Source organism: Arthrobacter sp. D3-18 (assembly GCF_054408525.1).
Genome location: NZ_CP096440.1, coordinates 1,750,436 through 1,775,798, shown reverse-complemented (window position 1 = coordinate 1,775,798; position 25,363 = coordinate 1,750,436). Strand labels below are relative to the sequence as shown.

At 61.4% G+C, this 25,363-nt stretch carries 24 protein-coding genes and 1 riboswitch; of the genes, 13 read left to right on the top strand and 11 right to left on the bottom strand.

From position 1 onward, the window contains the following. Positions 1 to 8: 8 nt before the first annotated feature. Genes M1D89_RS10380 through M1D89_RS10370 form a run of 3 tightly spaced genes read right to left on the bottom strand, consistent with a single transcriptional unit; the run spans position 9 to position 2,478 of the window. On the bottom strand, positions 9 to 437 hold the full coding sequence (locus M1D89_RS10380; protein WP_498650292.1) for an HIT family protein: 429 nt from the start codon (positions 435 to 437) through the stop codon (positions 9 to 11). Beyond that, the gene (locus tag M1D89_RS10375) at positions 434 to 1,582 is read right to left on the bottom strand and encodes an NAD(P)-dependent alcohol dehydrogenase (RefSeq protein WP_498650291.1); all 1,149 of its coding nucleotides are present in this window, start codon (positions 1,580 to 1,582) and stop codon (positions 434 to 436) included. The genes M1D89_RS10380 and M1D89_RS10375 overlap by 4 nt, the downstream gene beginning before the upstream one ends. Next, entirely contained in the window at positions 1,579 to 2,478 is a 900-nt protein-coding gene (locus tag M1D89_RS10370; RefSeq protein WP_498650289.1) for a sulfurtransferase, read from the bottom strand. Before M1D89_RS10370 ends, M1D89_RS10375 begins: the two co-directional genes overlap by 4 nt. Positions 2,479 to 2,560: 82 nt before the next feature. Here M1D89_RS10370 and cds1 point away from each other — a divergent pair, with 82 nt between their 5' ends. Further along, positions 2,561 to 3,643 (top strand): L-cysteine desulfhydrase Cds1, encoded by a 1,083-nt coding sequence (gene cds1, locus M1D89_RS10365; protein ID WP_498650288.1) that lies wholly within the window; start codon positions 2,561 to 2,563, stop codon positions 3,641 to 3,643. Here the strand turns inward: cds1 and M1D89_RS10360 are convergent. Beyond that, on the bottom strand, positions 3,640 to 4,293 hold the full coding sequence (locus M1D89_RS10360; protein ID WP_498650287.1) for an MBL fold metallo-hydrolase: 654 nt from the start codon (positions 4,291 to 4,293) through the stop codon (positions 3,640 to 3,642). The two genes, cds1 and M1D89_RS10360, sit on opposite strands and share 4 nt — an antisense overlap. A 94-nt stretch (positions 4,294 to 4,387) precedes the next feature. On the opposite strand from M1D89_RS10360, the gene M1D89_RS10355 reads away from it, so the two are divergent. After that, the gene (locus tag M1D89_RS10355; RefSeq protein ID WP_498650286.1) at positions 4,388 to 4,855 is read left to right on the top strand and encodes a Fur family transcriptional regulator; all 468 of its coding nucleotides are present in this window, start codon (positions 4,388 to 4,390) and stop codon (positions 4,853 to 4,855) included. On the opposite strand, the gene M1D89_RS10350 is transcribed toward M1D89_RS10355, so the two are convergent. The 5 genes from M1D89_RS10350 to M1D89_RS10330 form a co-directional block, all read right to left on the bottom strand. Continuing rightward, on the bottom strand, positions 4,852 to 5,742 hold the full coding sequence (locus M1D89_RS10350) for a metal ABC transporter permease (RefSeq protein ID WP_498650284.1): 891 nt from the start codon (positions 5,740 to 5,742) through the stop codon (positions 4,852 to 4,854). The genes M1D89_RS10355 and M1D89_RS10350 overlap by 4 nt on opposite strands. Continuing rightward, the gene (locus M1D89_RS10345; protein ID WP_498650935.1) at positions 5,743 to 6,576 is read right to left on the bottom strand and encodes a metal ABC transporter ATP-binding protein; all 834 of its coding nucleotides are present in this window, start codon (positions 6,574 to 6,576) and stop codon (positions 5,743 to 5,745) included. 135 nt (positions 6,577 to 6,711) lie between these two features. After that, positions 6,712 to 7,740 carry a metal ABC transporter solute-binding protein, Zn/Mn family gene (locus M1D89_RS10340; RefSeq protein WP_498650283.1) on the bottom strand — a complete coding sequence of 343 codons (1,029 nt, stop codon included), beginning with the start codon at positions 7,738 to 7,740 and terminating at the stop codon, positions 6,712 to 6,714. 85 nt (positions 7,741 to 7,825) lie between these two features. Then, a complete protein-coding gene (locus M1D89_RS10335) occupies positions 7,826 to 8,896 on the bottom strand; it encodes a hemolysin family protein (protein WP_498650281.1) in 1,071 nt (356 codons plus the stop codon). Next, positions 8,893 to 10,245: a hemolysin family protein gene (locus M1D89_RS10330; RefSeq protein ID WP_498650279.1), complete on the bottom strand. Its 1,353-nt coding sequence runs from the start codon at positions 10,243 to 10,245 to the stop codon at positions 8,893 to 8,895. The genes M1D89_RS10335 and M1D89_RS10330 overlap by 4 nt, the downstream gene beginning before the upstream one ends. A 487-nt stretch (positions 10,246 to 10,732) precedes the next feature. Between M1D89_RS10330 and M1D89_RS10325 the strand changes: the two genes are divergently transcribed. From M1D89_RS10325 to M1D89_RS10300, 6 genes are all read left to right on the top strand, one after another. Next, complete coding sequence (locus M1D89_RS10325; RefSeq protein WP_498650278.1) at positions 10,733 to 14,527, top strand: multifunctional oxoglutarate decarboxylase/oxoglutarate dehydrogenase thiamine pyrophosphate-binding subunit/dihydrolipoyllysine-residue succinyltransferase subunit; 3,795 nt, start codon at positions 10,733 to 10,735, stop codon at positions 14,525 to 14,527. Between the two features lie 138 nt (positions 14,528 to 14,665). Further along, complete coding sequence (locus tag M1D89_RS10320) at positions 14,666 to 15,265, top strand: GDSL-type esterase/lipase family protein (protein WP_026005442.1); 600 nt, start codon at positions 14,666 to 14,668, stop codon at positions 15,263 to 15,265. A 2-nt stretch (positions 15,266 to 15,267) separates the two neighbouring features. Beyond that, positions 15,268 to 16,563 carry a serine hydrolase domain-containing protein gene (locus M1D89_RS10315; protein WP_498650276.1) on the top strand — a complete coding sequence of 432 codons (1,296 nt, stop codon included), beginning with the start codon at positions 15,268 to 15,270 and terminating at the stop codon, positions 16,561 to 16,563. 81 nt (positions 16,564 to 16,644) lie between these two features. Further along, positions 16,645 to 17,493 carry a DUF4097 family beta strand repeat-containing protein gene (locus M1D89_RS10310; RefSeq protein ID WP_498650275.1) on the top strand — a complete coding sequence of 283 codons (849 nt, stop codon included), beginning with the start codon at positions 16,645 to 16,647 and terminating at the stop codon, positions 17,491 to 17,493. Further along, a complete protein-coding gene (locus tag M1D89_RS10305) occupies positions 17,493 to 18,107 on the top strand; it encodes a PadR family transcriptional regulator (RefSeq protein WP_498650274.1) in 615 nt (204 codons plus the stop codon). The genes M1D89_RS10310 and M1D89_RS10305 overlap by 1 nt, the downstream gene beginning before the upstream one ends. Before the next feature lie 127 nt (positions 18,108 to 18,234). Then, complete coding sequence (locus M1D89_RS10300; protein WP_369299106.1) at positions 18,235 to 18,309, top strand: 50S ribosomal protein bL37; 75 nt, start codon at positions 18,235 to 18,237, stop codon at positions 18,307 to 18,309. 101 nt (positions 18,310 to 18,410) lie between these two features. On the opposite strand, the gene rsrA is transcribed toward M1D89_RS10300, so the two are convergent. Both rsrA and M1D89_RS10290 read right to left on the bottom strand, forming a co-directional pair. Further along, a complete protein-coding gene (rsrA, locus tag M1D89_RS10295; RefSeq protein ID WP_498650273.1) occupies positions 18,411 to 18,671 on the bottom strand; it encodes a mycothiol system anti-sigma-R factor in 261 nt (86 codons plus the stop codon). Continuing rightward, positions 18,668 to 19,462 carry a sigma-70 family RNA polymerase sigma factor gene (locus tag M1D89_RS10290; RefSeq protein ID WP_498650271.1) on the bottom strand — a complete coding sequence of 265 codons (795 nt, stop codon included), beginning with the start codon at positions 19,460 to 19,462 and terminating at the stop codon, positions 18,668 to 18,670. The genes rsrA and M1D89_RS10290 overlap by 4 nt, the downstream gene beginning before the upstream one ends. Positions 19,463 to 19,643: 181 nt before the next feature. Here M1D89_RS10290 and M1D89_RS10285 point away from each other — a divergent pair, with 181 nt between their 5' ends. The 5 genes from M1D89_RS10285 (at position 19,644) to M1D89_RS10265 (ending at position 25,271) form a co-directional block, all read left to right on the top strand. Next, positions 19,644 to 20,159, top strand: coding sequence for a DoxX family membrane protein (locus tag M1D89_RS10285; RefSeq protein ID WP_017198488.1), 516 nt, complete (start codon positions 19,644 to 19,646; stop codon positions 20,157 to 20,159). A gap of 6 nt (positions 20,160 to 20,165) precedes the next feature. Continuing rightward, positions 20,166 to 21,548 carry a 3-phosphoshikimate 1-carboxyvinyltransferase gene (gene aroA / locus M1D89_RS10280; protein WP_498650269.1) on the top strand — a complete coding sequence of 461 codons (1,383 nt, stop codon included), beginning with the start codon at positions 20,166 to 20,168 and terminating at the stop codon, positions 21,546 to 21,548. Between the two features lie 2 nt (positions 21,549 to 21,550). Continuing rightward, entirely contained in the window at positions 21,551 to 22,666 is a 1,116-nt protein-coding gene (rsgA, locus tag M1D89_RS10275) for a ribosome small subunit-dependent GTPase A (RefSeq protein ID WP_011775304.1), read from the top strand. A gap of 56 nt (positions 22,667 to 22,722) precedes the next feature. Then, positions 22,723 to 23,535, top strand: coding sequence for a histidinol-phosphatase (hisN, locus tag M1D89_RS10270; RefSeq protein WP_091468486.1), 813 nt, complete (start codon positions 22,723 to 22,725; stop codon positions 23,533 to 23,535). Between the two features lie 180 nt (positions 23,536 to 23,715). Then, positions 23,716 to 23,829, top strand: a riboswitch (SAM riboswitch). Positions 23,830 to 23,861: 32 nt separating this feature from the next. Beyond that, positions 23,862 to 25,271, top strand: a complete 1,410-nt coding sequence (locus M1D89_RS10265) for an aminotransferase class V-fold PLP-dependent enzyme (RefSeq protein WP_498650266.1) — start codon at positions 23,862 to 23,864, stop codon at positions 25,269 to 25,271. Positions 25,272 to 25,363 lie beyond the last annotated feature (92 nt).

Below are 25,363 nucleotides of genomic sequence, written 5' to 3'. Positions count from 1 at the left end.
ACCCAGGATTAGTCCTCAGGAACAGCCTCGCCGTGGCCGGCTTCCCGAAGGGCAGCACGGAGCTTCACGGCCGTGGCCTCCATGACCGCGGGATCCGGGTTGTGGTCCACGTTGTGGATTTCAAAGTCTGCTGTGGAGTAGGCAGGCCACACGTGGACATGCAGGTGGTCCACCTCGAAACCTTCCATCAGCACGCCAACGCGCTTGGCATCAAACAAATCCTCCTGCACCCTGCCGATGCGCTGGGCCACGTCCATGACCTTGGCAAGCAGCTCAGGGCTGGCCTGCGTCCACGAATCCACTTCTTCACGCGGAACCACCAAGGTGTGTCCCTGGGTAATGGGCGAGATGGTCAGGAAGGCGACCACGTCCTCATCTTTCCAGACAAAACGGCCCGGGATCTCCCCATTGATGATCTTGGTGAACAGTGTGCTCATGCGTCTGCCCTTTCGGATGGTTCCTGAAGTGTTGCGATGTCCAGTACGAAACGGTACTTCACGTCCCCGGCCACCATGCGGTCGTAAGCTTCATTGAGTTGGCCGGCTCGCACTATTTCGACGTCGCTCGCAACCCCGTGTTCGGCGCAGAAGTCCAACATTTCCTGCGTTTCCTCGATGCCGCCGATCAACGAACCCGCATAGGCGAGTCGCCGACGGATGAGCAGGCCAGGGCTGACCGGAGGCATTTCGTCCGCGGGGAGGCCCAACTGGAAGAGTGCTCCATCCAGGCGAAGGGTCCGGAAGTACGGATTGAGATCATGCGGCGCTGCGACGGTATCGATGATGACGTCGATGCTCCGGTTGGCGGCCTCCATGGCGTCCGCGTCCTTGGAGAGAACCACATGGTCCGCGCCCAGTTCCCGGGCGGCCTCGAATTTGGATTCCGACGTCGTAAAAACGGTGACGTCCGCACCCATGGCTTTGGCGATCTTGACTGCCATATGGCCCAGGCCACCCAGCCCTACGACACCAACGGAGTCGCCTTCCTCCACGTCGAAATACCGCAGCGGAGAGTACGTGGTGATGCCAGCACACAGCAAGGGAGCGGCCGCTGCCGGATCAAGGACCTCCGGAATGCGCAGCACGAAGCGCCTGTCCACCACTACCGACGTCGAGTATCCGCCTTGCGTAATCTGGTCCCCGTGACGCGGGTCCGCAGCTCCGTAGGTACCGACGTTGCCCCTCTCGCAGTACTGTTCCAGTCCTTCAAGGCAGCTCTCGCATTCGCGGCAGGAATCCACCATGCAACCGACACCAACACGATCCCCGGGGGCAAACTCCTGTACCGCGGCACCCACGCGTGTCACACGGCCTACGATCTCGTGGCCAGGAACCAACGGGTAGGGAGGAACCCGCCATTCGCCGCGCGTTGCATGCACGTCCGAGTGGCACAAACCACAAAATTCAATCGCGATTTCGACGTCGTCCGTTGTCGGGGTTCGGCGCGCTACGGTCAGCGGCACCAAACCACTGTCCGGGGAAGTGGCACCGTACGCTGCAGCCAGCGTTCCAGACCGGTTCTCACTGGTATCCAGGGTGATGGGCTTGGCGAGGGGCGGGGGTACAGGGCGTCCGGGAGTCATGCTCCGACGCTACTCCCGGCAGCCGTGCCTGTGCCACTTGGGCCAGCAGATTCCTCAACATACGGCGTGCTGCCCACAGCAACATCATTCGCAGCATTGTTTGACCACTGCGAGAATGAGCCCGGATAGAGCGCCGCACGGTATCCGGCGATCTCCAAGGCAGCGATCTCATGGGAAGCTGTCACGCCGGACCCGCAATAAACGGCCACCTGGGACGACTGGTGCAGGCCCAACTCCTCGAAACGCCTCCGCAGCTCTGCCCTTGGAAGGAAAGTGCCGTCGGCTGAGACGTTCCCAGTGGTCGGCGCGCTCACCGCACCCGGAATGTGGCCGGCCCTGGGGTCTATCGGTTCCATCTCACCCCTGTACCTCTCCCCTGCCCGGGCGTCCAGCAACACACCATTGCGGTGCCACTGTGCCGCCTCCTGCTCGGTAATGGTCGGCATGAGGCCTTCACCCAAAGTGACATTTCCGACGGCGGGACTCACCTCACCGGATTCCACCGGGTAACCAGCCGCGCGCCAAGCGGCCAGGCCGCCGTCGAGCAGGTACACAGAGACAAATCCAGCGTTCCGCAGCATCCACCAAACACGTGCCGCGGCCATGCTGCCGCTGTTGTCGTAAGCGACCACGGTGTCGCCGTCGTTAATCCCCCACTTTCGAGCCGACTCCTGAAAACGGTCCGGGCTTGGCAAAGGGTGGCGGCCCAGCCCGGGTTGTGCGTGATCGGCCAGCTCTGTGGGGAGGTCCACGTAAACGGCGCCCGGAAGATGGGCGCCCAGATATTCAAGGTGCCCGTCAGTACGGCCCAGAACCCATCGGACATCGAGGAGTACGGTCCGCTGCCCGGTTTCGAGTCGCTGGTGCAGTTCTGACGCACTTATCAGCGTGGCCATGGGTCTCCTTCGTTCTGACGGCTGGTCTTCCTGCAGGGGTTTCGTTGCTGCCGGTGTCCGAATTCCAGCCTAGGCTTATCCGGTGAGCAATTCGTGTATTCAGGACAGGGCATGGGCCAGCGAGGCCATCCGTAAGATCGAGGCCGAGAATAACCGCTCCGCCGACACCCACCTTTACGCGGTCCCACTCCCGGAGCACTGGGGAGTCCAGTTGTACCTGAAGGACGAGTCAACCCACAGATCCGGCAGCCTTAAGCACCGTTTGGCGCGATCCTTGTTCCTGTATGGCTTGGTCAACGGCTGGATCACCGAGGGCACCACCATCGTGGAAGCCTCCAGTGGCAGCACGGCCGTATCAGAGGCTTATTTTGCCCGGCTCATCGGCCTGCCCTTCATCGCAGTCATGACAAAGACCACCAGCCCCGAGAAGATCGCCCTGATCGAGGACTTCGGTGGCGCATGCCTGCTGGTGGACCACGCTTCGGAGGTTTACGCCGTGGCCGAAGAGACTGCCAGGACGTCCGGTGGCTATTACATGGACCAATTCACGTTTGCCGAGCGGGCAACGGACTGGCGGGGCAACAACAACATCGCGGAGTCGATTTTCGAACAGCTGTCCCTGGAAGAGCATCCGGTTCCGGAATGGATCGTTGTGGGCGCCGGCACAGGCGGAACCAGCGCCACCATCGGCCGTTACTTGCGGTACAACCGCTACAACACGCGTCTGGCCGTTGTTGATCCCGAAAACTCGGCCTTCTACCCTGCGTGGCGGGACGGAGACGCTGCCGCAGCTACTGGCCTGCCGTCAAGGATTGAGGGCATCGGCAGGCCGCGGTCTGAGCCCAGCTTCGTGCCCGCGGTCATCGACCACATGATCCAGGTGCCCGATGCCGCATCGGTTGCCGCCATGCGGCACCTCCGGAAACTCACCGGCCTGCATGCAGGGCCCTCAACCGGGACCAACCTGTGGGGCGTTTGGCAGTTGGTTGCCGTGATGGTGGCTGAGGGCCGCAAAGGCAGCGTCGTTTCCCTGATGTGCGACGCCGGCGACCGCTATGCGGGAAGCTACAATGACGCCGGGTGGCTGGCGGCGCACGGACTGGAGCCGGCACCGCATGAAGCAGTACTAGAAAACTTCCACAACACAGGAGTGTGGACCGGCTAGACCTCCACGGACTCCTTTGGCGCCAGTCGTGCGAAAGTGGTTCCATAGCGGGCACCGATCCGTGTGACGTGTCCCTCGACGATGCCCCGACCCAGTTCGTTGAGCAGCCCGTCATGGACAGGGAAAGCCTTGGGAGCACGGACGGCGATGACGAAGTCCACTACCTCTCCCACCTTGGACCACGGCGCATGGATGGGGACAAGAAGGGTTTGGACCTTGATTCCGTCAGGGACCACGAACGAATCCCCGGGGTGGAATACGTTGTCATCCACTAAGTAACCGATGTTCGCCACTACCGGAATCTGGGCGTGGATGACGGCATGTTGCCCCCCGTAAGTCCGGATGTTGAAGCCTGCCGCTTCAAAGCCGGAGTTGGGTTCCACGGTATGCACACGACCGGCGATATCCTCGTTTTCCTTCAACGCAGCTGCCACCCCGGCTGGCGCATGGACCTCCAGCGTGGTGTTGCTCCGCAGGGCTGCCGTCACTGCCGGGCGGTCAATGTGGTCATTGTGCTCGTGCGTGACAAGTACAGCGTGGGCTCCGCTTAACGCCTCCTCTGACTCGGAGAAAGTCCCGGGATCGATCACCAGGACCTTTCCCTCCTTCTCCAACCGGACACAGGCATGGGTGTACTTGGTGAGCTTCATGGAGACAGCCTAGGGCCGCCCGCTGACAGTTTCCAAGGTTCCCCTACTGGTAAAATTAGGCTTTGCCAGCATCCCCAGGGAAGTGAGTCTTTCAATGCCACAAGGCACCAGTCCCGCCACGACCGGCCACGAAGCACCGGCCCCCAGCGGCGTCAAGGAGCAGCGCGTCACCAAGCAACGCTTGGCCGTCAGCGCCGCGCTGGATGAATTGGATGACTTCGTCAGCACCCAGGAGCTGTACCGGCTTCTGCAGAACAAAGGCATCTCGGTGTCCTTGGCCACCGCCTACCGCATCCTGCAGTCCCTGGCTGACGACGGACTCATTGATGTCCTCCGGAACGGAGACGGCGAAGCCGTTTATCGTCGTTGTGCAGTTACCGGGCACCACCATCACCTGCTGTGCCGCAACTGCGGGAAGGCAGAAGAAGTGGAAGCACCCGCCGTCGAGACCTGGGCTGCCCGTACGGCAACTGAACATGGCTTCACCGAGGTAGCCCACACAGTGGAAATCTTCGGACTGTGTCCCGAATGCACGGCCAAGAAGGCAGCCGGCAAGCTCTAGAGGGCACCTGCCGGCTGGTCGCGGGACACCCGGCCGTTAAGGCCCCTGTTGGCACGAACCCTGCCAATGACCCGGCACACCACGTAGATCAGGAAGGACAGTGTGGTGACGTAGGGGCTGATGGGAATGCGGCTGCCCAAGGCCAGGAGAATACCGCCCACAGTGGCCGTCATCGCGAAGAGAACACTCAGCAGCACTACCAAACGGGGCGATGTGGTGACCCGCAGTGCAGCGGCTGCAGGGGTGATCAGCAAGGCAAGGACCAACAGCGCGCCAACAATCTGGATGGACAGGGCTACGCTGACACCCAGAAGAACCATAAAGCCGATGGCCAGGCCGCGGACAGGGACACCTCGGGCTTCAGCCATCTCCGGGTCAACGCTGGCGAAGCTCAGTGGTCTCCAAATCGCCACCAGTGCCGCCATCACCACCACTGCGGTGCCGGCCAAAACCTGCAGTTGCACCGTATCAACGGACACAATCTGACCGGTCAGCAGGCCGAACTTGTTCGCCGCGCGCCCCTCATAAAGGGCGAGGAACAGGATCCCCAAGCCCAGCCCAAACGGCATGATCACACCGATGATCGAGTTCTTGTCCCGGGCACGGACTCCCATGAAACCCAGAAGCACTGCCGCGGCCACCGAGCCGATCAAGGAACCGAAAATGATGTCGGAGCCAATCAGGAGGGCAAACGCCGCGCCGGCGAAGGACAGCTCGGAAATGCCGTGAACAGCGAAGGCAAGGTCCCGTTTCATCACGAAGGTGCCAACCAGTCCCCCCAACAATCCGAGGACAGCTCCCGCCCAGATGGAATTTTGGACAAGTACCAGCAACTCACCGTAGTTCTCGAAGTTGAAAATGGTCTGCAGGATGCTCTCAAGATCCATCTAGAACTCCTCCCCCGCGGTGGCGTGGGCCTCGTCGTGGAAGTGCGTGGTTGCGTCTGGAAGACCGACGACGACGATCCTTCCGTTGGTGTGGATGACCTCCACATGACTGTCGTACAGCTCGGAAAGAACTTCCGTGGTCATGACTTCCTGAGGTGTTCCTACCCGGAACTGGCCACCGGCAAGGTAGAGGACCCTGTCCACGTAGTCGATCACAGGGTTGATTTCGTGGGTCACGAAGACCACGGCACTGTTCCGATCGTGGCATTGCTTGTTGATCAGTGAACTGACGCCCTGCTGATGATGCAGGTCGAGGGAAAGCAGCGGCTCATCACACAGGAGGACCTGAGGTTCCGTGGCCAGTGCCTGCGCCACCCTGAGACGTTGTTGCTCGCCACCGGATAACTGCCCCACCGGCACCTTGGCGTAGTCAGACGCGCCCACTTGCTCCAACAACTCGTCGATCCGCTGGTTGATCTTGCCGGAGGCAAATCGCATTCCCCAGCGGTGGCCATCGATCCCCAGTCCAACCAAGTCCCGTGCCCGCAACGGCGTATCCGCTGCAAAGGACTTTTGCTGCGGTATGTACCCAATACGTTTACTGCCGCGTTCCACGGGGTGGCCGCCCAGCGACACCGTTCCGGAATGCAGCTCCTGCAGGCCCAGAAGGACTTTCAGGAAGCTTGTTTTTCCACTGCCATTGGGCCCAAGAACGGCAAAGAACTCTCCGGGATGGATGTCCAGGTCCAGATCCCGCCACAGTGTCCTCTTGCCGAACTGCAGGCTCGCTCCGCGGAGGCTCACTACCGGTGTCAAAAGTTGTCCTCGATCCATGCGCTCCGGGAGGAACGCAATAGTTGTGCCGCTGGTGTCCGCGGCTGTGCTGATGACAGGCAAAGGCCCCGCAGCCATCCTGAATATCTTAGGACGCCAACGGGGCTCTTCACTGCAGGTTGATACGCGGGAACGCTACTTCTTGAGTGCTGCCGAAATGGATTCCACGTTATCCGCCATCCACTGAAGGTAGTCCTTGCCGTCAGGAAGCGTTTCGGTGAAGTTCACAACCGGCACCCCGGCATTCTCGGCCGCCCGCTTGACGGACTCAGTCTGCGGCCCCTCCGTCTGCTGGTTGTACGCGAGGAGACGAACAGATTTGGCACTGACGAGGTCGGTGGTTTCCTTCAGCACAGCGGGAGGGACATCTGTTTCCTCCTCGATGGCGGCGCTGTAAGCTTCCGGCGTCTTGTTTTCCAGGCCGGCCGCCTCCAGGAGGTACAGGGGAACGGGTTCAGTCACAGCCACTGGTGCATGCTCGTTGCCGGCCTTGATGTCACCGAGCTTGCCGGTCAGTTCAGAGAGTTTGGCTTTGAAAGAATCCGCGTTCGCAGTGAAGGTCGAGGCAGATTCGGAATCGAGGCTACCCAACTTAACGGCAACAGCATCCGCAAGTTTGCCCATGGCGTCCAGGTTGTACCAGACGTGCTCATTGAACTCGCCGTGGGCGTGCTCTTCTTCACTGTGGGCCTCGGCGCTACTGGACTCCGCAGCGTGGCCTTCTTCTTCGGGCGCAAGCCCTGAGATCTCCACCGCACTGATGATGTTCTCGTGGCCGACCTTGGTCTCGTCAGCAATTTTGTGAAGGAATTCGTCGTACCCTCCGCCGTTCTCCACCACCAGCTTGGCCTTGGAGATCAGCAGCTTGTCCTGGGCAGTAGCTTCATAGGAGTGCGGATCCTGGCTGGTCTTGGTGATGATGGCATTTACGTCAACCTTGTCGCCACCAATGGCCTTGACCACATCCCCATAAACGTTGGTGGAGGTCACTACCTCAATGGCGTCAGACGAAGACGGCGTGTTACTCCCGGCTGTACCAGCGCAGGAAGATAACAAAAGCGCGGCAAGACCTGCAGAAGCGGCCAGGGAAAGTCGGGCGGCGAAACGGCGCACGGAGACCTCGGATCTAGTCAAAATGAGAATCAAACACAATAGGGGTTGCATCCAGTGTACCCCTAAATGGGAATGATTCCTGTTTAGAGAGGTCTGGCGTCGATGGAGATCCATCGACGCCAGACTTTTTCTCTTGCTATTGCACTTGTTGACCACCGTAACGGCGTATTCCGGTGGCTTGTGTGGCATCACGGATTTCGCCCACCAGCTGCTCAATGACGTCTTCCAGGAACAGGACGCCCTGAGTCTCGCCGCCCGCACCAACAACGCGGGCCAAGTGTGAACCCGTCCGTTGCATAACAGACATCGCTTGTTCGATCTCGTCATCCGGCGAAAGGTTGGCCAGTGACCGGATGCGTCCCTCGGCAATGGGATGCCTTCGGCCCTCGTCGGGAATGGACAGGATGTCCTTGACGTGCAGGTAACCGGCGAGTTCACCGTCGTCGTCAACCATCGGGAAGCGCGAGAAGCCGGTGCGACTGACTGCTTTCTCAAGATCCACAGGAGTGGACGCGGTCTTCAGCACCACCAGCTTGTCCAAAGGAACCATGATGTGTGAAGCAGTATGCTCCGAGAACTCCAAAGCGCCGCTCAGCAAGCCCGTTTCGTCGTCCACCAGGCCGTGGCGCGTGGACTCCTGGACGATCGACTGCACTTCCTCGAGGGTGAACGAAGAGGAGACTTCGTCCTTGGGTTCAATCTTCATCAACCGAAGGATGTGGTTGGCCAGCCAGTTCAGCGTCCAGATGATCGGGTTCACCACCCTGGCAATGAACATCAGCGGTGGGGCCAACAGCAGCGCAGCCTTGTCCGCAACGGAAACTGAAATGTTCTTAGGCACCATCTCACCAAAGGTGACGTGGAGGAACGTGACGAACAGCAACGCGATGGCAAAAGCGATGATGTCTGCCAGTTCAACCGGAACACCAACCAGTTCCAAGGGCTCGGCCAGCAAGTGGTGGATTGCGGGCTCGGCAACCTGAAGAATCAGGAGGGAGCAGACGGTGATACCCAACTGCGCACAGGCGAGCATCAGCGAGACGTTTTCCATGGCGCGCAGCGTTGTTTGCGCTCGTTTGGATCCAGCTTCGGCCAGCGGCTCAATCTGGCTGCGGCGCGCCGACATGACTGCGAATTCCGCACCCACGAAGAAGGCATTGCCGATGAGCAGCACCACGAGCCAGACGATTCCTGCCCAGTCGCTCATACGGCACCTGCTTCGTGACGCGTGCTCTCGGAGTCAGCGGATGATGATTCGCCCGTCTCGACGTGATGGAAACAGATCCTGTCGATCCTTCGGCCATCCATCCGGGTCACGGTGAGCGTCCCGCCAACGGTGTCCACCATATCGCCTGTCCTGGCAATGCGGCCTAACTGGCTCATGACGTACCCACCCACAGTCTCGTAGGCGGATTCATCAGGAACAGTAAGGTTGGGGATCTGCTCGGACACTTCGTCCGGCCTCAGCAAGCCCGGGAAATACCAGTCGCCGGATGCGCTCTGCAGTACTCCCGGCCGAACTTTGTCATGCTCGTCGGATACTTCGCCCACGATCTCTTCCACAAGGTCTTCAAGGGTGGTGATTCCAGCAGTTCCGCCGTACTCATCGAGCACAACGGCTAGCTGAAGGTTGCCTTCGCGAAGTTCAGACAGGAGTGCGTCCAGATGAATAGTCTCTGGAACCTGCAGGACGTCAGTCATGATCGCGCCCGCCTCAAGCTTCGCCCGACGCTCCGCAGGGACAGCTACGGCCTTCTTGACGTGAACCACCCCGCGGATATCGTCCGTGGAATCCCCAATGACAGGGAATCGCGAGTATCCGGTTCGCCGCGCGGCATCCAGAACGTCGGACACCGGCTGATCGGCGTCGATGGTTTCCATGCGAATGCGGGGAGTCATGACGTCCGCTGCCGTGCGCCCGGAAAAGTTCAGGGTGCGGGCAACGAAATTGGCTGTCCCGGCATCCAGCGTCCCCAGCTCGGCCGAGCGCCGCACCAAGGATGCAAGCTCTGCGGGGGTCCTTGCCCCCGAGATCTCTTCCTTTGCTTCGAGGCCGAACAGGTTCAGCACCTTGTTGGAGAAACCATTGAGCACCACGATGGCGGGCTTGAAAACGGCTGTAAACATCAGCTGGGGCCGCGCGAGGCGTTTACCCAAAGGGAAAGCGAGGGCAATGGCCATATTCTTGGGGACCAGCTCACCCAGAAGCATCGACAGCAGCGTGGCAAACGCCATGGCAACAATCAGCGCGACCGAATGCGCTACCTCTGGAGCGAGGCCAAGCAAGCCGAGGGGACCAACGAGCAACTGCCCCACAGAGGGCTCCATCACGAAACCTGTCAACAGAGTTGTCAGCGTGATGCCAAGCTGGCAACTGGAGAGCTGCGTGGAGAGCGACTTGAGGCACTTGAGCAGCGGCGCGGCAGCGTGGTCGCCGTTATCGACCGCCCGCTGAACGCTTGCCTGGTCCAGGGCAACAAGGGAAAACTCAACTGCTACAAAGAAGCCGGTGCCAAGAATCAGGGCAAAGCCGGCAAGGAGAAGAATCCATTCCACTTAGCGCATCACTCCAAGAGTGGGCACGTGCAATGGGGGTAATGCCTCTGGCGCGGGGATTCGCCCCGGCGGAGGCTGGTCGGGTCCCGCGGACGCATGGTCTGCGGCACCACCGGCGGTGAGCGCCGGCGAGTGATGGGCATGTGAACGGGTGTTGCCGGCTCGACGGGCACGCTGTGCGGGGTTGCCAGAACGGCTCCCCCGACAGTTCCCAGGCCGGCACCTAGATTTACTGTCCATAAGAACTTCAGTCTACAGTCCACCCGCCCAAGGACGCCTCTCAGAGGTCACGTACGCTTCGAAGAAGAAGCGCATGCCCATTAAGTCAGCCGCAACATGATTTAGGTCACCACTATTGGCAGTTAACCAACGATCCTAACTAGACTGACATGGGTCTGAGTTCGCGGGACCCGGACCCTGGCCCATCGTTGTGGAGAGCATCTGTGGCCAGCGGGAAAACAACACTCATGGAAGAGGCGTATTTCAAGTGCCAGAGCAGCCCAGCCACCGTCTACCAGAGGAATTTGGCGGAAACGAGTGGCTCGTTGACGAACTGTACGAGCGGTACCAACAGGACAAGAATTCGGTCGACGCCAAGTGGTGGCCACTCTTCGAGTCCTTTGCTTCCGGTGACGGCACTTCTTCCAACGGATCCTCCGCAGCCGCAACGGCTGCCAATCCCCCTACCCAAGTACTTCCCGTGGTAGCTCCGGCTGCAGCGGCACCGGCACCGGCGCCGGCCGCTCCCGCAGCCGCCCCGGAGGCTGCACCGGCGGCACCCGCCCCGGCGAAAAAGGCACCCGCCACGGTTGCCCGGGACGGAGCAAAGAAGCCCGCCGCCGGCACCACGGCCCAGCCCATTCCGGCACAGCTGCCAAAGAGCACCAAGGCTCCCACGGCACCTGAGGAAGACGTCGTTTCCGTCCTCCGCGGCCCGGCCAAGGCTATTGCCACCAACATGGTGACCAGCCTTGAAGTTCCCACTGCCACGAGCGTCAGGGCAGTTCCTGCCAAGCTGCTCATCGATAACCGGGTGGTCATCAACTCCAACCTTGCCCGCGCCCGCGGTGGCAAGGTGTCCTTCACCCACCTCATCGGTTACGCCGTTGTCCGCGCGCTCTCCCAGTTCCCCTCGATGAACGTCTACTACGACGAAATCGATGGCAAGCCGAGTGCGGTGCAGCCGGCTCACGTCAACTTCGGCATCGCCATTGACATGCCCAAGCCCGATGGCACCCGCCTCCTGATGGTTCCAAACATCAAGAAGGCAGAGACCATGGACTTCGCCGAGTTCTGGCACACCTACGAAGACCTCATCAAGCGCGCCCGCAACGGCAAACTGACCGCTGATGACCACGCAGGCACCACTGTTTCCCTGACCAACCCGGGTGGAATTGGTACGGTCCACTCGGTGCCGCGTCTTTCCAAGGGCCAGGCCGCCATCATCGGCGTCGGCGCCCTTGACTACCCGGCCGAGTTCCAGGGCGCCAGCGAGAAAATCATCGCCCAGAACGCCATCAGCAAGATCCTCACCCTGACCTCCACCTACGACCACCGCGTCATCCAGGGCGCGGGCAGCGGCGAGTTCCTTAAGCTCGTTCACCAGCTCCTCCTCGGCGCGCAGAACTTCTACGACGAAATCTTCGAAGCCCTGCGCATTCCGTACGAGCCCGTGCGTTGGAGCCCTGATCTCCAGGTTGACCCCGCTGACGAGATCAATAAGGTTGCCCGCATCCAGCAGCTGATCCACTCCTACCGTGTGCGCGGCCACCTGATGGCTGACACCGATCCCCTGGAGTACGTGCAGCGCAAACACCCGGACCTCGACGTCCTGACCTATGGCCTGACCCTCTGGGACCTGGACCGCGAATGGCCCACGGGCGGTTTCGGCGGCAAGCCGCAGCTCAAGTTCCGTGACATCCTTGGCGTTCTGCGTGACGCGTACTGCCGCACCACGGGCATCGAATACATGCACATCCAGGAGCCCGCCGAGCGCAAGTGGTTCCAGGACCAGTTGGAGCACCCGTACTCCAAGCCGAGCCGCGAAGAGCAGCTGCGCATCGTCTCCAAGCTCAATGCTGCTGAGGCTTTCGAGACCTTCCTGCAGACCAAGTTCGTCGGCCAGAAGCGCTTCTCCCTCGAGGGTGGCGAGTCGCTCATTCCGCTGCTCGACGCCGTCATTTCAGACGCAGCCGACGACGGCCTGGACGAAGTTGCCATCGGCATGGCCCACCGCGGCCGGCTTAACGTGCTGACCAACATTGCAGGCAAGACCTACGCGCAGGTCTTCCGCGAATTCGAGGGCACCCAGGACCCCCGCTCGGTCCAGGGATCCGGTGACGTCAAGTACCACCTCGGCACCGAAGGCACCTTCACGTCGGACAACGGCAAGCAGACCAAGGTTTACCTTGCCGCCAACCCGTCCCACCTCGAGGCAGTCGACTCCGTGCTGGAAGGCATCGTCCGCGCCAAGCAGGATCGCCTTGACCAGGGTGAATCCTTCCCGGTTCTGCCCATCATGGTCCACGGCGACGCCGCCTTCGCAGGCCAGGGTGTTGTGGCTGAAACCCTCAACCTGTCCCAGCTGCGCGGTTACCGCACCGGCGGTACCATCCACGTGATCGTCAACAACCAGGTGGGCTTCACTACTGCTCCGTCGTCTTCGCGTTCGTCCACGTACTCCACGGACGTCGCCAAGATGATCCAAGCCCCGGTGTTCCACGTGAACGGCGATGACCCCGAGGCCGTGGTGCGCGTTGCACAACTCGCCTACGAGTTCCGCCAGCGTTTCCACAAGGACGTCGTCATCGACATGGTCTGCTACCGCCGTCGCGGCCACAACGAAGGCGACGACCCCTCGATGACCCAGCCGCTCATGTACAACCTGATCGAAGCCAAGCGCTCCGTTCGCAAGTTGTACACCGAGTCGCTCATCGGCCGTGGGGACATCACCGAGGAAGAAGCGGAGCAGCTGCTCCGCGACTACCAGGAGCGCCTCGAGCGCGTCTTCGCCGAAACGCATGCTGCGCAGACGTCGCCGATCCCGATCATCACGGCTGACTCCGCGGCGGTCTCGGACATCGAGCGTCCCATTGCCCAGCAGTCGGACTTCGGTACCAATTCGCCCGCGTCTACGGCAATTTCCGCAGAGACCCTTGCCCGCATCGGCAAGGCGCACCTGGAAATTCCGGAAGGCTTCACCGTTCACTCCAAGCTCAAGCAGCTTCTGGAGAAGCGTGAGCAGATGTCCCGTGAAGGCGGCATCGACTGGGGCTTTGGCGAGATCGCAGCCTTTGGCTCGCTGATCATGGAAGGCGTACCCGTTCGCCTTGCCGGCCAGGACTCCCGCCGCGGCACGTTCGTCCAACGTCATGCTGTGTTCCACGACCGCGCCAATGGCAACGAATGGCTGCCGCTGGGCAACCTTTCCGATGACCAGGCCAAGTTGTGGATCTATGACTCCCTGTTGTCCGAATACGCAGCCATGGGCTTCGAATACGGCTACTCGGTGGAGCGCCCTGATGCCTTGGTCCTCTGGGAAGCCCAGTTTGGTGACTTCGTCAACGGTGCGCAAACCATCATTGACGAGTTCATTTCCTCGGCCGAACAAAAGTGGGGCCAGCGCTCTTCGCTGGTGCTCATGCTCCCGCACGGCTACGAAGGCCAGGGGCCGGACCACTCGTCTGCACGCATCGAGCGCTTCCTGCAGATGTGCGCCGAGGACAACATGATCGTGGCCAACCCCACCACGGCGGCTTCTCACTTCCACCTGTTGCGCCGCCAGGCTTACAGCCGTCCGCGGAAGCCGCTGATCATCTTCACGCCCAAGCAGCTGCTCCGCCTCAAGGGTGCCGCCTCGGCTGTCGAGGACTTCACCACCGGCGGCTTCAAGACGGTTATCGGCGATCCGGAAGTGCAGCCCGCCAATGTGGACCGCGTCATCCTGGTCTCCGGACGCTTGTACTACGACCTCCTGTCCAACCGCCAGAAGTCCGGGGACACCTCCACGGCGATTATCCGCGTAGAGCAGCTTTACCCGCTGCCCAAGGCCGAGATCGACGCCGAGCTCGCCAAGTACCCGAACGCTGACATCGTGTGGGCACAGGACGAGCCCGCCAACCAGGGTCCGTGGCCGTTCATGGGCCTGAATCTGGCACCGGAGCTCGACCGAAAGCTCCGCCTCGTTTCACGTCCGGCTTCCGCATCCACTGCTGCCGGTTCCATGAAGCGCCACGCCGCTGAACAGGACGCCCTGATTAAGCAGGCGTTCGAACGCAAGTAAGCGAAACTGCCCGGCCTGAGGAGCGATGAGCGCGCCTTAGGCCGGGCAGTTCTGTTTAATGGGACAGGTACCCGGTTCCCAAACCGGCCGGTGATCCGGAAACCGAGCAAGGACCGTAACGAGTGTGAAGAGGTAACCGTGGAAGACAGGAAGCTGCGCATCGCAGCTGTAGGAGATGAACTGCTCGCGGGCCTGGGGGATCCCCGCGCCTTGGGTTGGCTCGGAAGAGTCCTGGCCCGCACACCCCAGGATTCCGTCGTGGTGGAAAGTTTCCCGCTCCCCTGCCCCATGGAAGGTACTGAGGGCCTTGCCGCCCGCTGGCAGGATGAAGCTGGCAGGCGTTTCAGTGATACGCATGAGAATCGGTTGGTGATCGGCCTTTCGGGGCGGGATCTCGAGTTTGGGCTGTCCACCGCGCGCAGCCGCTTGAATCTTGCCAACATCCTGGATGGCGCTTCGCACAGCAGCGTGGAAGTCTTTGTGGTGGGCCCGCCGCCCACGCTGGATCCCACGCGCAACAAGCGGCTTGCTGAACTGAACACAGCGTTTGCCGATGTCACCACCCGGCGAAACCACCATTACGTTGACACCTTCTCCCCCTTGCTCAATCATGAGCAGTGGAGGACGGACCTCGCAGCCAATGGGGGAACACCGGGCCAGGCCGGCTACGGATTGATTGCGTGGCTTGTCCTGCACCGCGGCTGGTTCCAGTGGCTTAATATCGCTCAACCGGAGTAGCCATGACGCGGAACATGCAGGTTTCTGTCAAAACAGCATTCACAGCGGCCATTGTTGCCGCGGTGGTAGCCACAGTTTCCTGCAGTTCCGGTCCACCGGCTCCTTCAGCGACATCGTCGACGGCTACGCCTGCGTCGCCAGCATCACCCACTTCGCCATCACCGACCTCGCCATCGACGGCCTCGGCCGCATTGCAGCCCTTCGACGCCGGAACCCTGCGTGCAGACTTCGAGCGGACGGCAAAGGAAGTCCTCGTCCCCGGGGCCATGATGCTGTTGGTTACCCCTGAAGGAACCCTCACTGCTGCGTACGGCACTGGCGTCCGCGACGCCCAACACGTGATATCAGCGGAGGACCATATCCGCGTAGGGTCGGTCACCAAGACTTGGACCACCACTGTCATTCTGCAGTTGGTTCAGGAGGGCAAGCTGTCGTTGGATGATCCGGTGTCCAAACACTACGCAGACGTTCCCAATGGGGACGCCATCACAGTTGAGCAAATGCTGACCATGCGGAGTGGACTGTTCAACTACACCGAAACGCTTGAGCTCAATTCGGCCATGGACAAAGACCCGCAAAGGGCGTGGAAGCCGGAAGAACTAGTCGCCCTGGCGTTTGCCCACCCACCATACTTCGCTCCGGGCCAGGGCTTCCATTACTCCAACACCAACACAGTCCTGCTCGGACTCATTGCAGAAAAAGTCGACGGGAAGCCACTCGGACAACTCTTCAAGGAACGAATCTTCGAGCCGCTCGGTCTTAAGGGCACAGTCTTCCCCGACATTTCGTCCAACAGTGTCCCGGAACCACATCCCCAGGGTTACTTCTTCGGAGACAACGTCCTGACCATGACCAATCCCGCACTTCCGGAGGACATGCAGAAAGAAGCGGCTGCTGGCACTCTGGCCCCCAACGACGTCACCAATGTCAACCCGTCGTGGGCCTGGGCAGCCGGTTCCGGGATCTCCACAGCCGCTGACCTGAAGACTCTTGGTGAAGGCCTCGTCAACGGAAAACTCCTGAAGTCGGAACTCCAGCAAAGGCGGCTTGAGAGCGTCCTGCCCACCAACCCGGATAAGCCGGACGGTGCGTTGTATGGCTTGGGCATTGCGAAGTTCGGGAACCTTTACGGCCATACGGGAGAACTGCCGGGCTTCAATACCTTCATGGGCAGTGACCCGGTGAACTCCGTCACGCTGGTGGTATGGACCAATCTGGCACCTGCTGCCGACGGGCGGGACCCCGCGGTGATCATCGCGCGTTCGCTTATCGACCAAATCTACCGGCCTGCGGCCTGATCTCCGATCGGCATTGTCTCTCGGGCAAACGCGATATATCGTGTTGTCTAACAACGCGATATATCGCAACTTGGAGGGATCATGTCTGACGAACTATGGACCGTGACGGGCCCGCAAACCATAGATGTAGAGGAGGTCCGCTCTCTCAAACTGGGTATTGTAAAAGGCCGCTTTGACGTCGTGGCACACGACGAGCCCTTCGTCCGTATCGAAATCAGCGAGATCACGGGCGACCCCCTGACGGTCACGCTTGTGGACGGCAGGCTGGAAGTCCGCCACCAACTCCAAGGACCTCAAGGCTGGTTCCGCAACCTGATGGGGACCGTCAACAACACCAGTACCAACTCGGTGATCGTCGGCGTCGCGCTGCCAACCGGCGTCGACGTCGAAGCAGGGACCGTGAGTGGTGACGGCATGGTCTCCGGCATCAGCGGCCGCACCCGGCTTAACACCGTGTCCGGTTCGGTCCTGGCGGACAACACCAGCGGCGAACTGCACGTGAACACAGTCAGTGGCGAGGTCATCGCCAGAAACCACGACGGCGTCCTGACCGCCAAAAGCGTCTCAGGCGAGGTTACCGCCTCGGGCAAGTTCAAGAATGTCCGTGCAAGTACCGTGAGCGGCGACCTCAGCTTCGACCTCCAGGACTACACCAACGACCTCGGCGCCAACTCCGTCTCCGGCGACCTGACCATCCGGCTGCCGCACGACGTCGGCCTGGACATCGTAGCGAAATCGGCCAGCGGAACCGTGGTGATCGACGACCTAATGTACGCTCAGCCTGGCAGCAATGTCCACACGATTGTCGGCCCGGACGAAAGGCTGATGCTGGTGCGGACCAACACGGTATCCGGCAAGACTTACATTATGCACGAATCGGCGCCCGCTCCCGAAAACGGCCATCCGGTCCCTGGAGAAGCGGGCCTCTGATGCCTCCTGTCTTCGCACACGGCGCCCTGCGGCTGTACCTGCTTGCGTTGCTCGAGACAGGTCCGAAGCACGGATACGAGCTGATCAAAGCGTTGGGCGACCGGTTCGGCGGCACTTACTCCCCCAGTGCCGGCACCATCTACCCGCGCTTGGGCAAGCTGGAGGAGGAAGGCCTTGTTGCCACTGAGACCGAAGGGCGCCGCACCAAATACCTCATTACGGATGCCGGGCGCGCTGAGTTGGACCGCCGTCGGCAGGAGCTGGCCGACGTCGAGGACACCATATCGGCGTCCGTCAGGCGGCTCGCAGACAACCTTCGGGAGGACATCCGGGCGAATATGCGTTGCCTGCGGGCAGATCTCGCGGCCACAGCGGAGGCCGCGCGCACCAACGCCTCCTCGGCTGGTTTTCGGAGCAGGACGGCTGGACACACTCCCGAAGGCCAGCGCGTCCTCAAGGAAGCCGAACTATTGGTTCAGTCCTTCAGGGACGACATCCGTGTCGAGTTACGGCAGCACGGCGCCACACAGCCACTGACTCCCCTGGCACTGGAAACCGTTCGTACAGTTTTGGACCAAGCCCGTATCTCGATCAGGAATTCGCTGCAGGACTAGGTACTTGGGTAACCTTTCCGCCAGCACCGAAACACCCCGGACACCCGCCCGGTTCGCCGCGCAGCACCCTGATGTGCGAAACTGGAGGGCAGCTTTATTGAGTATCAATCCTTGAAGGAGGCCAGCTATGAGCAAGCGTGCACGTAAGCGTCGTGACCGTAAGCGCGGCGGCGCGAACCACGGCAAGCGTCCCAACACCTAAGCCATCGGCTTAGCGTCACAGGCTTAAAACGAAGGCCCCGGAAACCATGCGGTTTCCGGGGCCTTCGATGTTAAACCCGCAGAAGTGGAATGGGGGCCGAATCAGGCGTCCACAGGCTTGATGGAGTGAATCCTGTCAAGGATGGAGGTTTTCAGGTTCTCCGGGGCGGACTCAGTGCATGACCGCTTGACCATGGTGCGAATGAGGCACTCAAGGTCATACTGCTCGGCACATTCCTCGCAGGAGTCCAAGTGCTGCTTGATCTCAGTCAAGTCCTCGCGGGTCAACGCACCGTCGAGGTACTCGTAGATCCGCTGCATTCGCGTATCGTCGCAATCGCCCAATCCCTGGCAGTCGCTCATTTCTCTTTCTCCTGATTGTTACTTCCGGCCGCGGCCTGATCATCGGTCTGGGCCCTGAAGCCCCGTTCGGCGGCGTAATCCGCCAGCATGTCCCGCAGCATCTTCCTGCCGCGGTGCAACCGTGACATGACCGTGCCGATCGGGGTGTTCATGATTTCTGAAATTTGTTTGTACGCATACCCCTCAACATCCGCGAAGTAGACGGCCAGCCGGAACTCCTCAGGGATCGACTGCAATGCGTTCTTCACGTCGGAATCAGGGAGGTGGTCAAGAGCCTCAGTCTCCGCGGACCTTAAACCAGCCGAAGTATGCGACTCTGCCTTGGCCAACTGCCAATCCTCGATCGTGTCCGAGTTGGACTGCAGCGGCTCACGCTGCCGCTTCCGATAAAGGTTGATGTACGTGTTGGTCAGGATGCGATACAACCAGGCTTTGAGGTTGGTCCCCGGCTTGTACTGGTGAAAAGCAGAAAACGCCTTGGTGTAAGCCTCTTGAACCAGATCTTCAGCATCGGATGGGTTGCGTGCCATCCGCATGGCTGCCGAGTACAGCTGGTCTACATACTGCATGGCGTCGCGCTCAAAGCGCGCCCGCCGCTGTTCTGGAGTTTCCGTAGCAGGATCGACGTCGGTTACAGCCGCCGCGTCATCCGCGCCGGTTGCCTGGTACATGGCCGCTGCGGCCGGTTCAGTGGTGCTCATCGTTGCCAAGTCTACTGTCAGCTGCCGGGATTCCGGCTGCATCCCATACACAGGCTCCGGCAGAACAACCCGGTCCCTAACCAAAGTCAAAAAACCAACTCCGTTCAACAGGCGGCAAACACAATGCCGCAGTCCGGTCTTCACCGCACCTGAAGTTCACAACGGCTGCTGCTGGGTAAATATTCCGCAAAAGTGCAAGACTAGAGCAGACTGCACCCCTTGAACACAACACTTATCGAACTAATGTGGCAAGCCATCCAGGAGGCAAGACATGTCTGTTATCCGTTTTCTCGCACGTCCCATGCTCGCGTCCAGCTTCGTCGTCGCAGGGCTGGATAAGCTCAGGAACGCGGACGACACTGCGAAGCAACTCTCGCCGGTCCTTCGCCGGGCTTCGGAATCCCTGCCCTTCAAAGCCGATGAAAAGACCCTGGCGCGCGTCATCGGCGGGGCGCAGCTGGGCGCCGGAGCCTTGCTCGGACTCGGCAAGCTCTCCCGTTTTGCCGCCACAGTTTTGGCTGTGACCTCGGCCTTGAACTCCTACGTGGAGTGGCGGTCCGCCGATATCAGCACAAAGGAAGGCCGAAGTGCCCGCAAGGCCCAGTTGCTGAAGAACATTTCCCTTACGGGAGGTGTGCTCCTTGCCTCTGTTGATACTGCGGGCCGGCCCAGCATTGCCTGGCGGGCCGAACACCTGGCTGCCGATGCAAAAAAGGTGACGGGCAAGCAGATCAAGCGCGCAGACAAAGCAGTTCGCAAGGCCGTTGACAACGCAGTTGGAGCATAAGGAAGCATGACCGGTACCACCGCCGCAAACACCGAATCAACCAAAGCCGCCACCATGCTGCCACTCTGGCCTGCCCCTTATGCCAAGGGGCCCGTGGACGCGACGGTGACGGTCCCTGGTTCAAAGTCACTGACCAACCGGTTCCTGGTACTGGCGGCTTTGGCGGATGGTCCCTCACGGCTGCGGGCTCCCCTTCATTCCCGCGACTCTGCGCTCATGATCCAGGCCCTCCGACAATTGGGGGCAAACGTCACCGAGGTACCTGGCGACGGTTCCTTCGGACCGGACCTGGAAATTACGCCCATGGATCCCGTGGCATCACCGGCTGAAACAGCAATTGACTGCGGGCTGGCCGGAACTGTCATGCGGTTCGTCCCCCCGTTGGCTGCATTGCGAAGGGGCGTCACCGTCTTCGACGGCGATCCCCACGCCCGCAACAGGCCCATGGGAACCATCATCGAAGCGTTGATCGCCCTCGGCGTTCCAGTGGCAGCAGACGGCGGCAGGACGCCGTCGTCCCTTCCCTTCGCTGTAGAGAGTACCGGCCAGGTCCGGGGCGGCCACCTGATGATCGACGCCAGCGCTTCATCGCAGTTCGTTTCCGCGTTGCTGCTGGTGGGTGCCCGCTTCGTCGAGGGCTTGCATCTGGAACATGTGGGCAAGCCCGTGCCCAGCTTGGACCACATCGCCATGACCGTGGAGGTCCTCCGCAGCGTCGGCGTCGTCGTGGACGATTCCGTGCCCAACCACTGGCGGGTCTCTCCGGGACCCATCCGCGCTTTTGACCAGCGGATCGAACAGGACCTCTCAAATGCGGGGCCTTTCCTCGCCGCTGCGCTGGCCACACGTGGCACCGTCCGCATCCCCAATTGGCCGGCCGGCACCACCCAAGTGGGCGACCAGTGGCGAACCATCCTGACCACCATGGGAGCAGAAGTAACCTTCCAGGACGGAACACTGACGGTGACCGGTGGGGCAGAAATCAAGGGGGCTGACTTCGACGAAACAAGCGAATTGGCACCCACTGTTGCCGCGCTATGCGCATTGGCCAGCGGCCCCTCCCGGCTAACCGGTATTGCCCACCTCCGCGGCCACGAAACTGACCGGCTCGCCGCGCTGGTTGCCGAAATCAACGGCCTCGGGGGCGACGCGGAAGAGACCGCCGATGGCTTGGTGATCCGCCCGGCAGCCCTTCACAGCGGCGTGGTCCACAGCTACGCAGACCACCGCATGGCCACCGCCGGCGCCATCCTGGGGCTCGCCGTCGAAGGCGTACAGGTTGAGGACATCGCCACGACGTCGAAGACCATGCCGGATTTTCCAGAGATGTGGGAAGCAATGCTGCAGCCAACTGATGCCAGCGCCGATCTTGATGAGGCCAGCAACTAACCATGGGCCGTGACGCACGCTCCTGGGACGAATCCGACGTCCGAATCCGCCCCAGCAAAAAAGGATCCAGGCCCCGCACGAAGGATCGCCCCAGCCACGATGACGCCGTCATAGGCAGGATCATCACTGTTGACCGCGGACGGTACAGGGCTATTGTCGGCGAAGATTCCGCCCACGAACGCATCGTGATCGCAGCCCGCGCCCGCGAACTGCGGCGCAACCCCGTTGTCCCCGGCGACTTCGTCGCATTGGTGGGTGACGTCTCAGGGTCTCCCGATACCTTGGCACGCCTGGTCCGGGTGGAAGAGCGCAAGACCCTCCTTCGCCGCAGTGCCGACGATACGGACCCCATTGAACGGGTGGTCGTAGCCAACGCCGATCAGCTCGTGGTGGTTGTTGCCGCGGCCAACCCGGAGCCACGCACCGGCTTCATTGATCGCGCCTTGGTGGCAGCGTACGACGCCGGCATCGAGCCGTTGCTGCTCATCACCAAGGCGGATGTAAAGGACCCGGCGGAACTCCTGGCCAATTACCTCAGCCTGGACTTTCCCGTGATCATCAGCCGCACCGCTGACTCCGAGGCCGGAGGCATCGATGCCCGTTCCGATGACGGACTATCAGCCCGGCTGGACAAGGACGCCGTATCCCAACTCCGCTCGCACCTGGGTGGAAAAGTCACCGTCATGCTCGGTCACTCCGGAGTGGGTAAATCCACCATGGTCAACGCGCTCACAGGCGCAGAGCGCGCCACTGGGGGCGTCAACGCGGTGACGGGCCGGGGCAGGCACACATCATCCTCGGCTTTGGCGTTGAAGCTCGACGATGCACCGTCCGGCAGTTGGATCATCGATACTCCCGGCATACGCTCCTTCGGCTTGGCGCATGTGGATCCGGACCGGATTCTCCATTCGTTCCCGGACCTCGAGCCTGGCACGGAGACCTGCGACCGTGGTTGCAAGCACGGAGCCACAGCTACCAATTGCGGGCTGGATGCATGGGTGAACGATGGCCACGCAGGGCCATCAGGAGTGGCCCGGCTGGCGTCCTTGCGCCGCTTGCTGGGTGCAGACCCAAGGCTTGAAGCGAAAGAGACCAAGGAACTGGGCACCGTCAACTGATTCGTTGTCTGCTTCACGTCCCCAATACAGCGAATGATTCAGGATAGTTTGGTGGCATGACCCATCCCGTTTCCACCTACAATGATGACCTGCGCCTGGCCCACGTCCTCGCCGATTCAGTCGATGCCCAGACCATGGATCGCTTCAAGGCACTGGACCTGCAGATCGAAACCAAGCCCGACCTCACACCTGTCACTGACGCTGACAAGGCCGCTGAGGAAGCAATCCGCGGTCAACTTTCCCGCTCACGTCCGCGGGACGCGGTCCTCGGCGAGGAGTTCGGCAGCAGCGGTCACGGTTCACGTCGCTGGATCATCGACCCCATCGACGGAACCAAGAACTTTGTCCGCGGCGTCCCGGTATGGGCAACGTTGATCGCCCTCGTGGATGAAGGGGAACCTGTGGTGGGCGTAGTGAGTGCGCCTGCGCTGGGCAAGCGATGGTGGGCAGCCAAGGACATGGGCGCCTACATGGGCCGCTCCCTGGCCTCGGCAACGCGGCTCAAGGTGTCCAACGTTTCCCGCCTGGCCGACGCCTCCATGTCATATTCCAGCCTTTCGGGGTGGAAGGAACGCGGCAACCTGGATGAATTTCTGGGGCTGACGGAAGACATCTGGCGGACCCGCGCCTATGGTGATTTCTGGTCGTATTGCCTCGTAGCCGAGGGTGCAGTGGATATCGCCTGCGAGCCTGAACTGAACCTGTACGATATGGCAGCACTCGTCCCGATCGTCACCGAGGCAGGCGGCCGTTTTACTTCCTTGGAAGGAGAAGATGGTCCGTTTGGCGGTAACGCCCTGGCCACCAACTCGATCCTGCACTCCGAGGTCCTCAAGCGGCTAAATCCCGGACTGGACGACCTTCTCTGAGATGTCCATGCCTCGCCAGCCAAGCGGAGGGCGGAATATTCAACGGCGGATGACCCCTTTTGGTGGTCTCCGCCGTTTTTTATTCGGCGAAGAAGGGATTTCGCATTCGACGTAACAAAGGGCTTAACAAAAGGCAGCGGCTTTGGAAGCGTCCCCGGACGTGCCTTAGCCTTTTTTACAGGTCACGAGTGCCAGCGCTAAACCCCGGTTTGCTGGCCGGCAACCCTCCATTCGCGGTGGGGTGCCCCGGGTGACGACCCGGCCGGTCCGGAACGGATGCGGCAAGCGCGGATCTCCCTATGGGGGTCCCTCTTGAGTGAGGTTCCATGAGCACTGTCACGTTCAACCCCAACACCATTCCGTCCTTTGTTGAAGAATCCGCAGCAGAGACGACCACCGCTGCGCGTCCGCTTGCCGCGGTCACTGGCGCTGAGCTGCAGGCTCCGCTGATTCAGGGTGGCCACGTGCGCTACGCAAACTTGGACTACGGCGCCTCGGCTCCCGCCTTGACCATAGTTTCGGCCTACCTCAACGAGGTCCTGCCCTACTACGCCAGCGTTCACCGTGGTGCCGGGTATGCCTCCCAAATCAGCACGTCGGTGTACGAGAACTCGCGGAACATCGTCCGTGATTTCGTCGGCGGGCGGGCTGATGACTCAGTGATCTTCACACGGAACACCACGGACTCCTTGAACCTCCTGGCCGGATGCCTCCCGCAGGTGGACGGCGAATTCGCCGGCCAGGTCCTGTACTTGGACATCGAGCACCACGCCAACTTGCTTCCGTGGCAAGGAGTCCCCCACCGCAGCGTCGTCGCCGCACCAACCCTGGCCGAAACGGTGGAAAAGCTCGAGGCCGAACTTGCCCAAGGCGGGGTTAGCCTGCTGGCTGTTACCGGCGCCTCGAACGTGACGGGGGAGATTCTGCCCATCGCCCGTCTTGCTTCGCTTGCCCACGAATACGGCGCACGGATCGTGGTGGACGCTGCGCAGCTCGCACCGCACCGCCGGATCAACATCACCGAGACGGACGTCGACTACATCGTCTTCTCGGGACACAAGCTCTATGCCCCCTTCGGCGCGGGCGTCGTGGTGGGTCGCCCGGACTGGCTCGACGCCGGCATACCGCACCTTGCCGGAGGCGGCGCGGTACGTGAAGCGCGCCTGGACTCAGTCAGCTGGGCCACGGGCCCGGCGCGCCACGAGGGCGGCTCCCCCAACGTGCTGGGCGCGGCGACACTTGCTCGCGCCACCCAAGTCCTCGCAGGGCTGGACCAGGACGCGTGGCACGCCCACGAGTCCGCCATCCGCTCGTACCTGGTGAAGGGCCTGGAAGCCATCGATGGCGTGACAGTCCACAAGATCTTCGCTGACTCCCTGGACACCATCGGCGTGGTCAACTTCTCCGTAGAAGGTTTCGACGCAGGACTGGTCGCGGCCTACCTGGCGGCCGAGCACGGCGTTGGCCTCCGTGATGGCCGGTTCTGCGCCCACCCCCTCCTCAAACGCCTGGGACTCCCCTCCGGATCCCTGCGCGCCAGCTTCGGCGTCGGCTCCCGGCTGGAGGACGCCACGAGGCTGCTCGCAGGCATCGAAGGACTCAAGCGCGACGGACTGGGCTGGGACTATGTGGTGGACGAAGGCCGTTGGGTTCCTGCAAATGATCATCGCAGCTACCCCGGATGGGCCCCGAACACTCCCGGCACTGCGGGCGCAGCCCCCTGCACTGTGGACTAGAAACACCGCGGACTAGAAACACTGAGGAGTAGAAACACTGCGGTAAATTCGTAGGGTACTTTTAGTGACCCTGTGAAGGAGCTTTTTCGTGG

Excerpts from the sequence above, each read along its gene's own strand:
- M1D89_RS10380 (WP_498650292.1), bottom strand. The coding sequence starts at position 437 with ATGAGCACACTGTTCACCAAGATCATCAATGGGGAGATCCCGGGCCGT.
- M1D89_RS10375 (WP_498650291.1), bottom strand. The coding sequence starts at position 1,582 with ATGACTCCCGGACGCCCTGTACCCCCGCCCCTCGCCAAGCCCATCACC.
- M1D89_RS10370 (WP_498650289.1), bottom strand. The coding sequence starts at position 2,478 with ATGGCCACGCTGATAAGTGCGTCAGAACTGCACCAGCGACTCGAAACC.
- M1D89_RS10360 (WP_498650287.1), bottom strand. The coding sequence starts at position 4,293 with ATGAAGCTCACCAAGTACACCCATGCCTGTGTCCGGTTGGAGAAGGAG.
- M1D89_RS10355 (WP_498650286.1), top strand. The coding sequence starts at position 4,388 with ATGCCACAAGGCACCAGTCCCGCCACGACCGGCCACGAAGCACCGGCC.
- M1D89_RS10350 (WP_498650284.1), bottom strand. The coding sequence starts at position 5,742 with ATGGATCTTGAGAGCATCCTGCAGACCATTTTCAACTTCGAGAACTAC.
- M1D89_RS10345 (WP_498650935.1), bottom strand. The coding sequence starts at position 6,576 with ATGGATCGAGGACAACTTTTGACACCGGTAGTGAGCCTCCGCGGAGCG.
- M1D89_RS10340 (WP_498650283.1), bottom strand. The coding sequence starts at position 7,740 with ATGCAACCCCTATTGTGTTTGATTCTCATTTTGACTAGATCCGAGGTC.
- M1D89_RS10335 (WP_498650281.1), bottom strand. The coding sequence starts at position 8,896 with ATGAGCGACTGGGCAGGAATCGTCTGGCTCGTGGTGCTGCTCATCGGC.
- M1D89_RS10315 (WP_498650276.1), top strand. The coding sequence starts at position 15,268 with ATGACGCGGAACATGCAGGTTTCTGTCAAAACAGCATTCACAGCGGCC.
- M1D89_RS10310 (WP_498650275.1), top strand. The coding sequence starts at position 16,645 with ATGTCTGACGAACTATGGACCGTGACGGGCCCGCAAACCATAGATGTA.
- M1D89_RS10305 (WP_498650274.1), top strand. The coding sequence starts at position 17,493 with ATGCCTCCTGTCTTCGCACACGGCGCCCTGCGGCTGTACCTGCTTGCG.
- rsrA (WP_498650273.1), bottom strand. The coding sequence starts at position 18,671 with ATGAGCGACTGCCAGGGATTGGGCGATTGCGACGATACGCGAATGCAG.
- M1D89_RS10285 (WP_017198488.1), top strand. The coding sequence starts at position 19,644 with ATGTCTGTTATCCGTTTTCTCGCACGTCCCATGCTCGCGTCCAGCTTC.
- aroA (WP_498650269.1), top strand. The coding sequence starts at position 20,166 with ATGACCGGTACCACCGCCGCAAACACCGAATCAACCAAAGCCGCCACC.
- rsgA (WP_011775304.1), top strand. The coding sequence starts at position 21,551 with ATGGGCCGTGACGCACGCTCCTGGGACGAATCCGACGTCCGAATCCGC.
- hisN (WP_091468486.1), top strand. The coding sequence starts at position 22,723 with ATGACCCATCCCGTTTCCACCTACAATGATGACCTGCGCCTGGCCCAC.
- M1D89_RS10265 (WP_498650266.1), top strand. The coding sequence starts at position 23,862 with ATGAGCACTGTCACGTTCAACCCCAACACCATTCCGTCCTTTGTTGAA.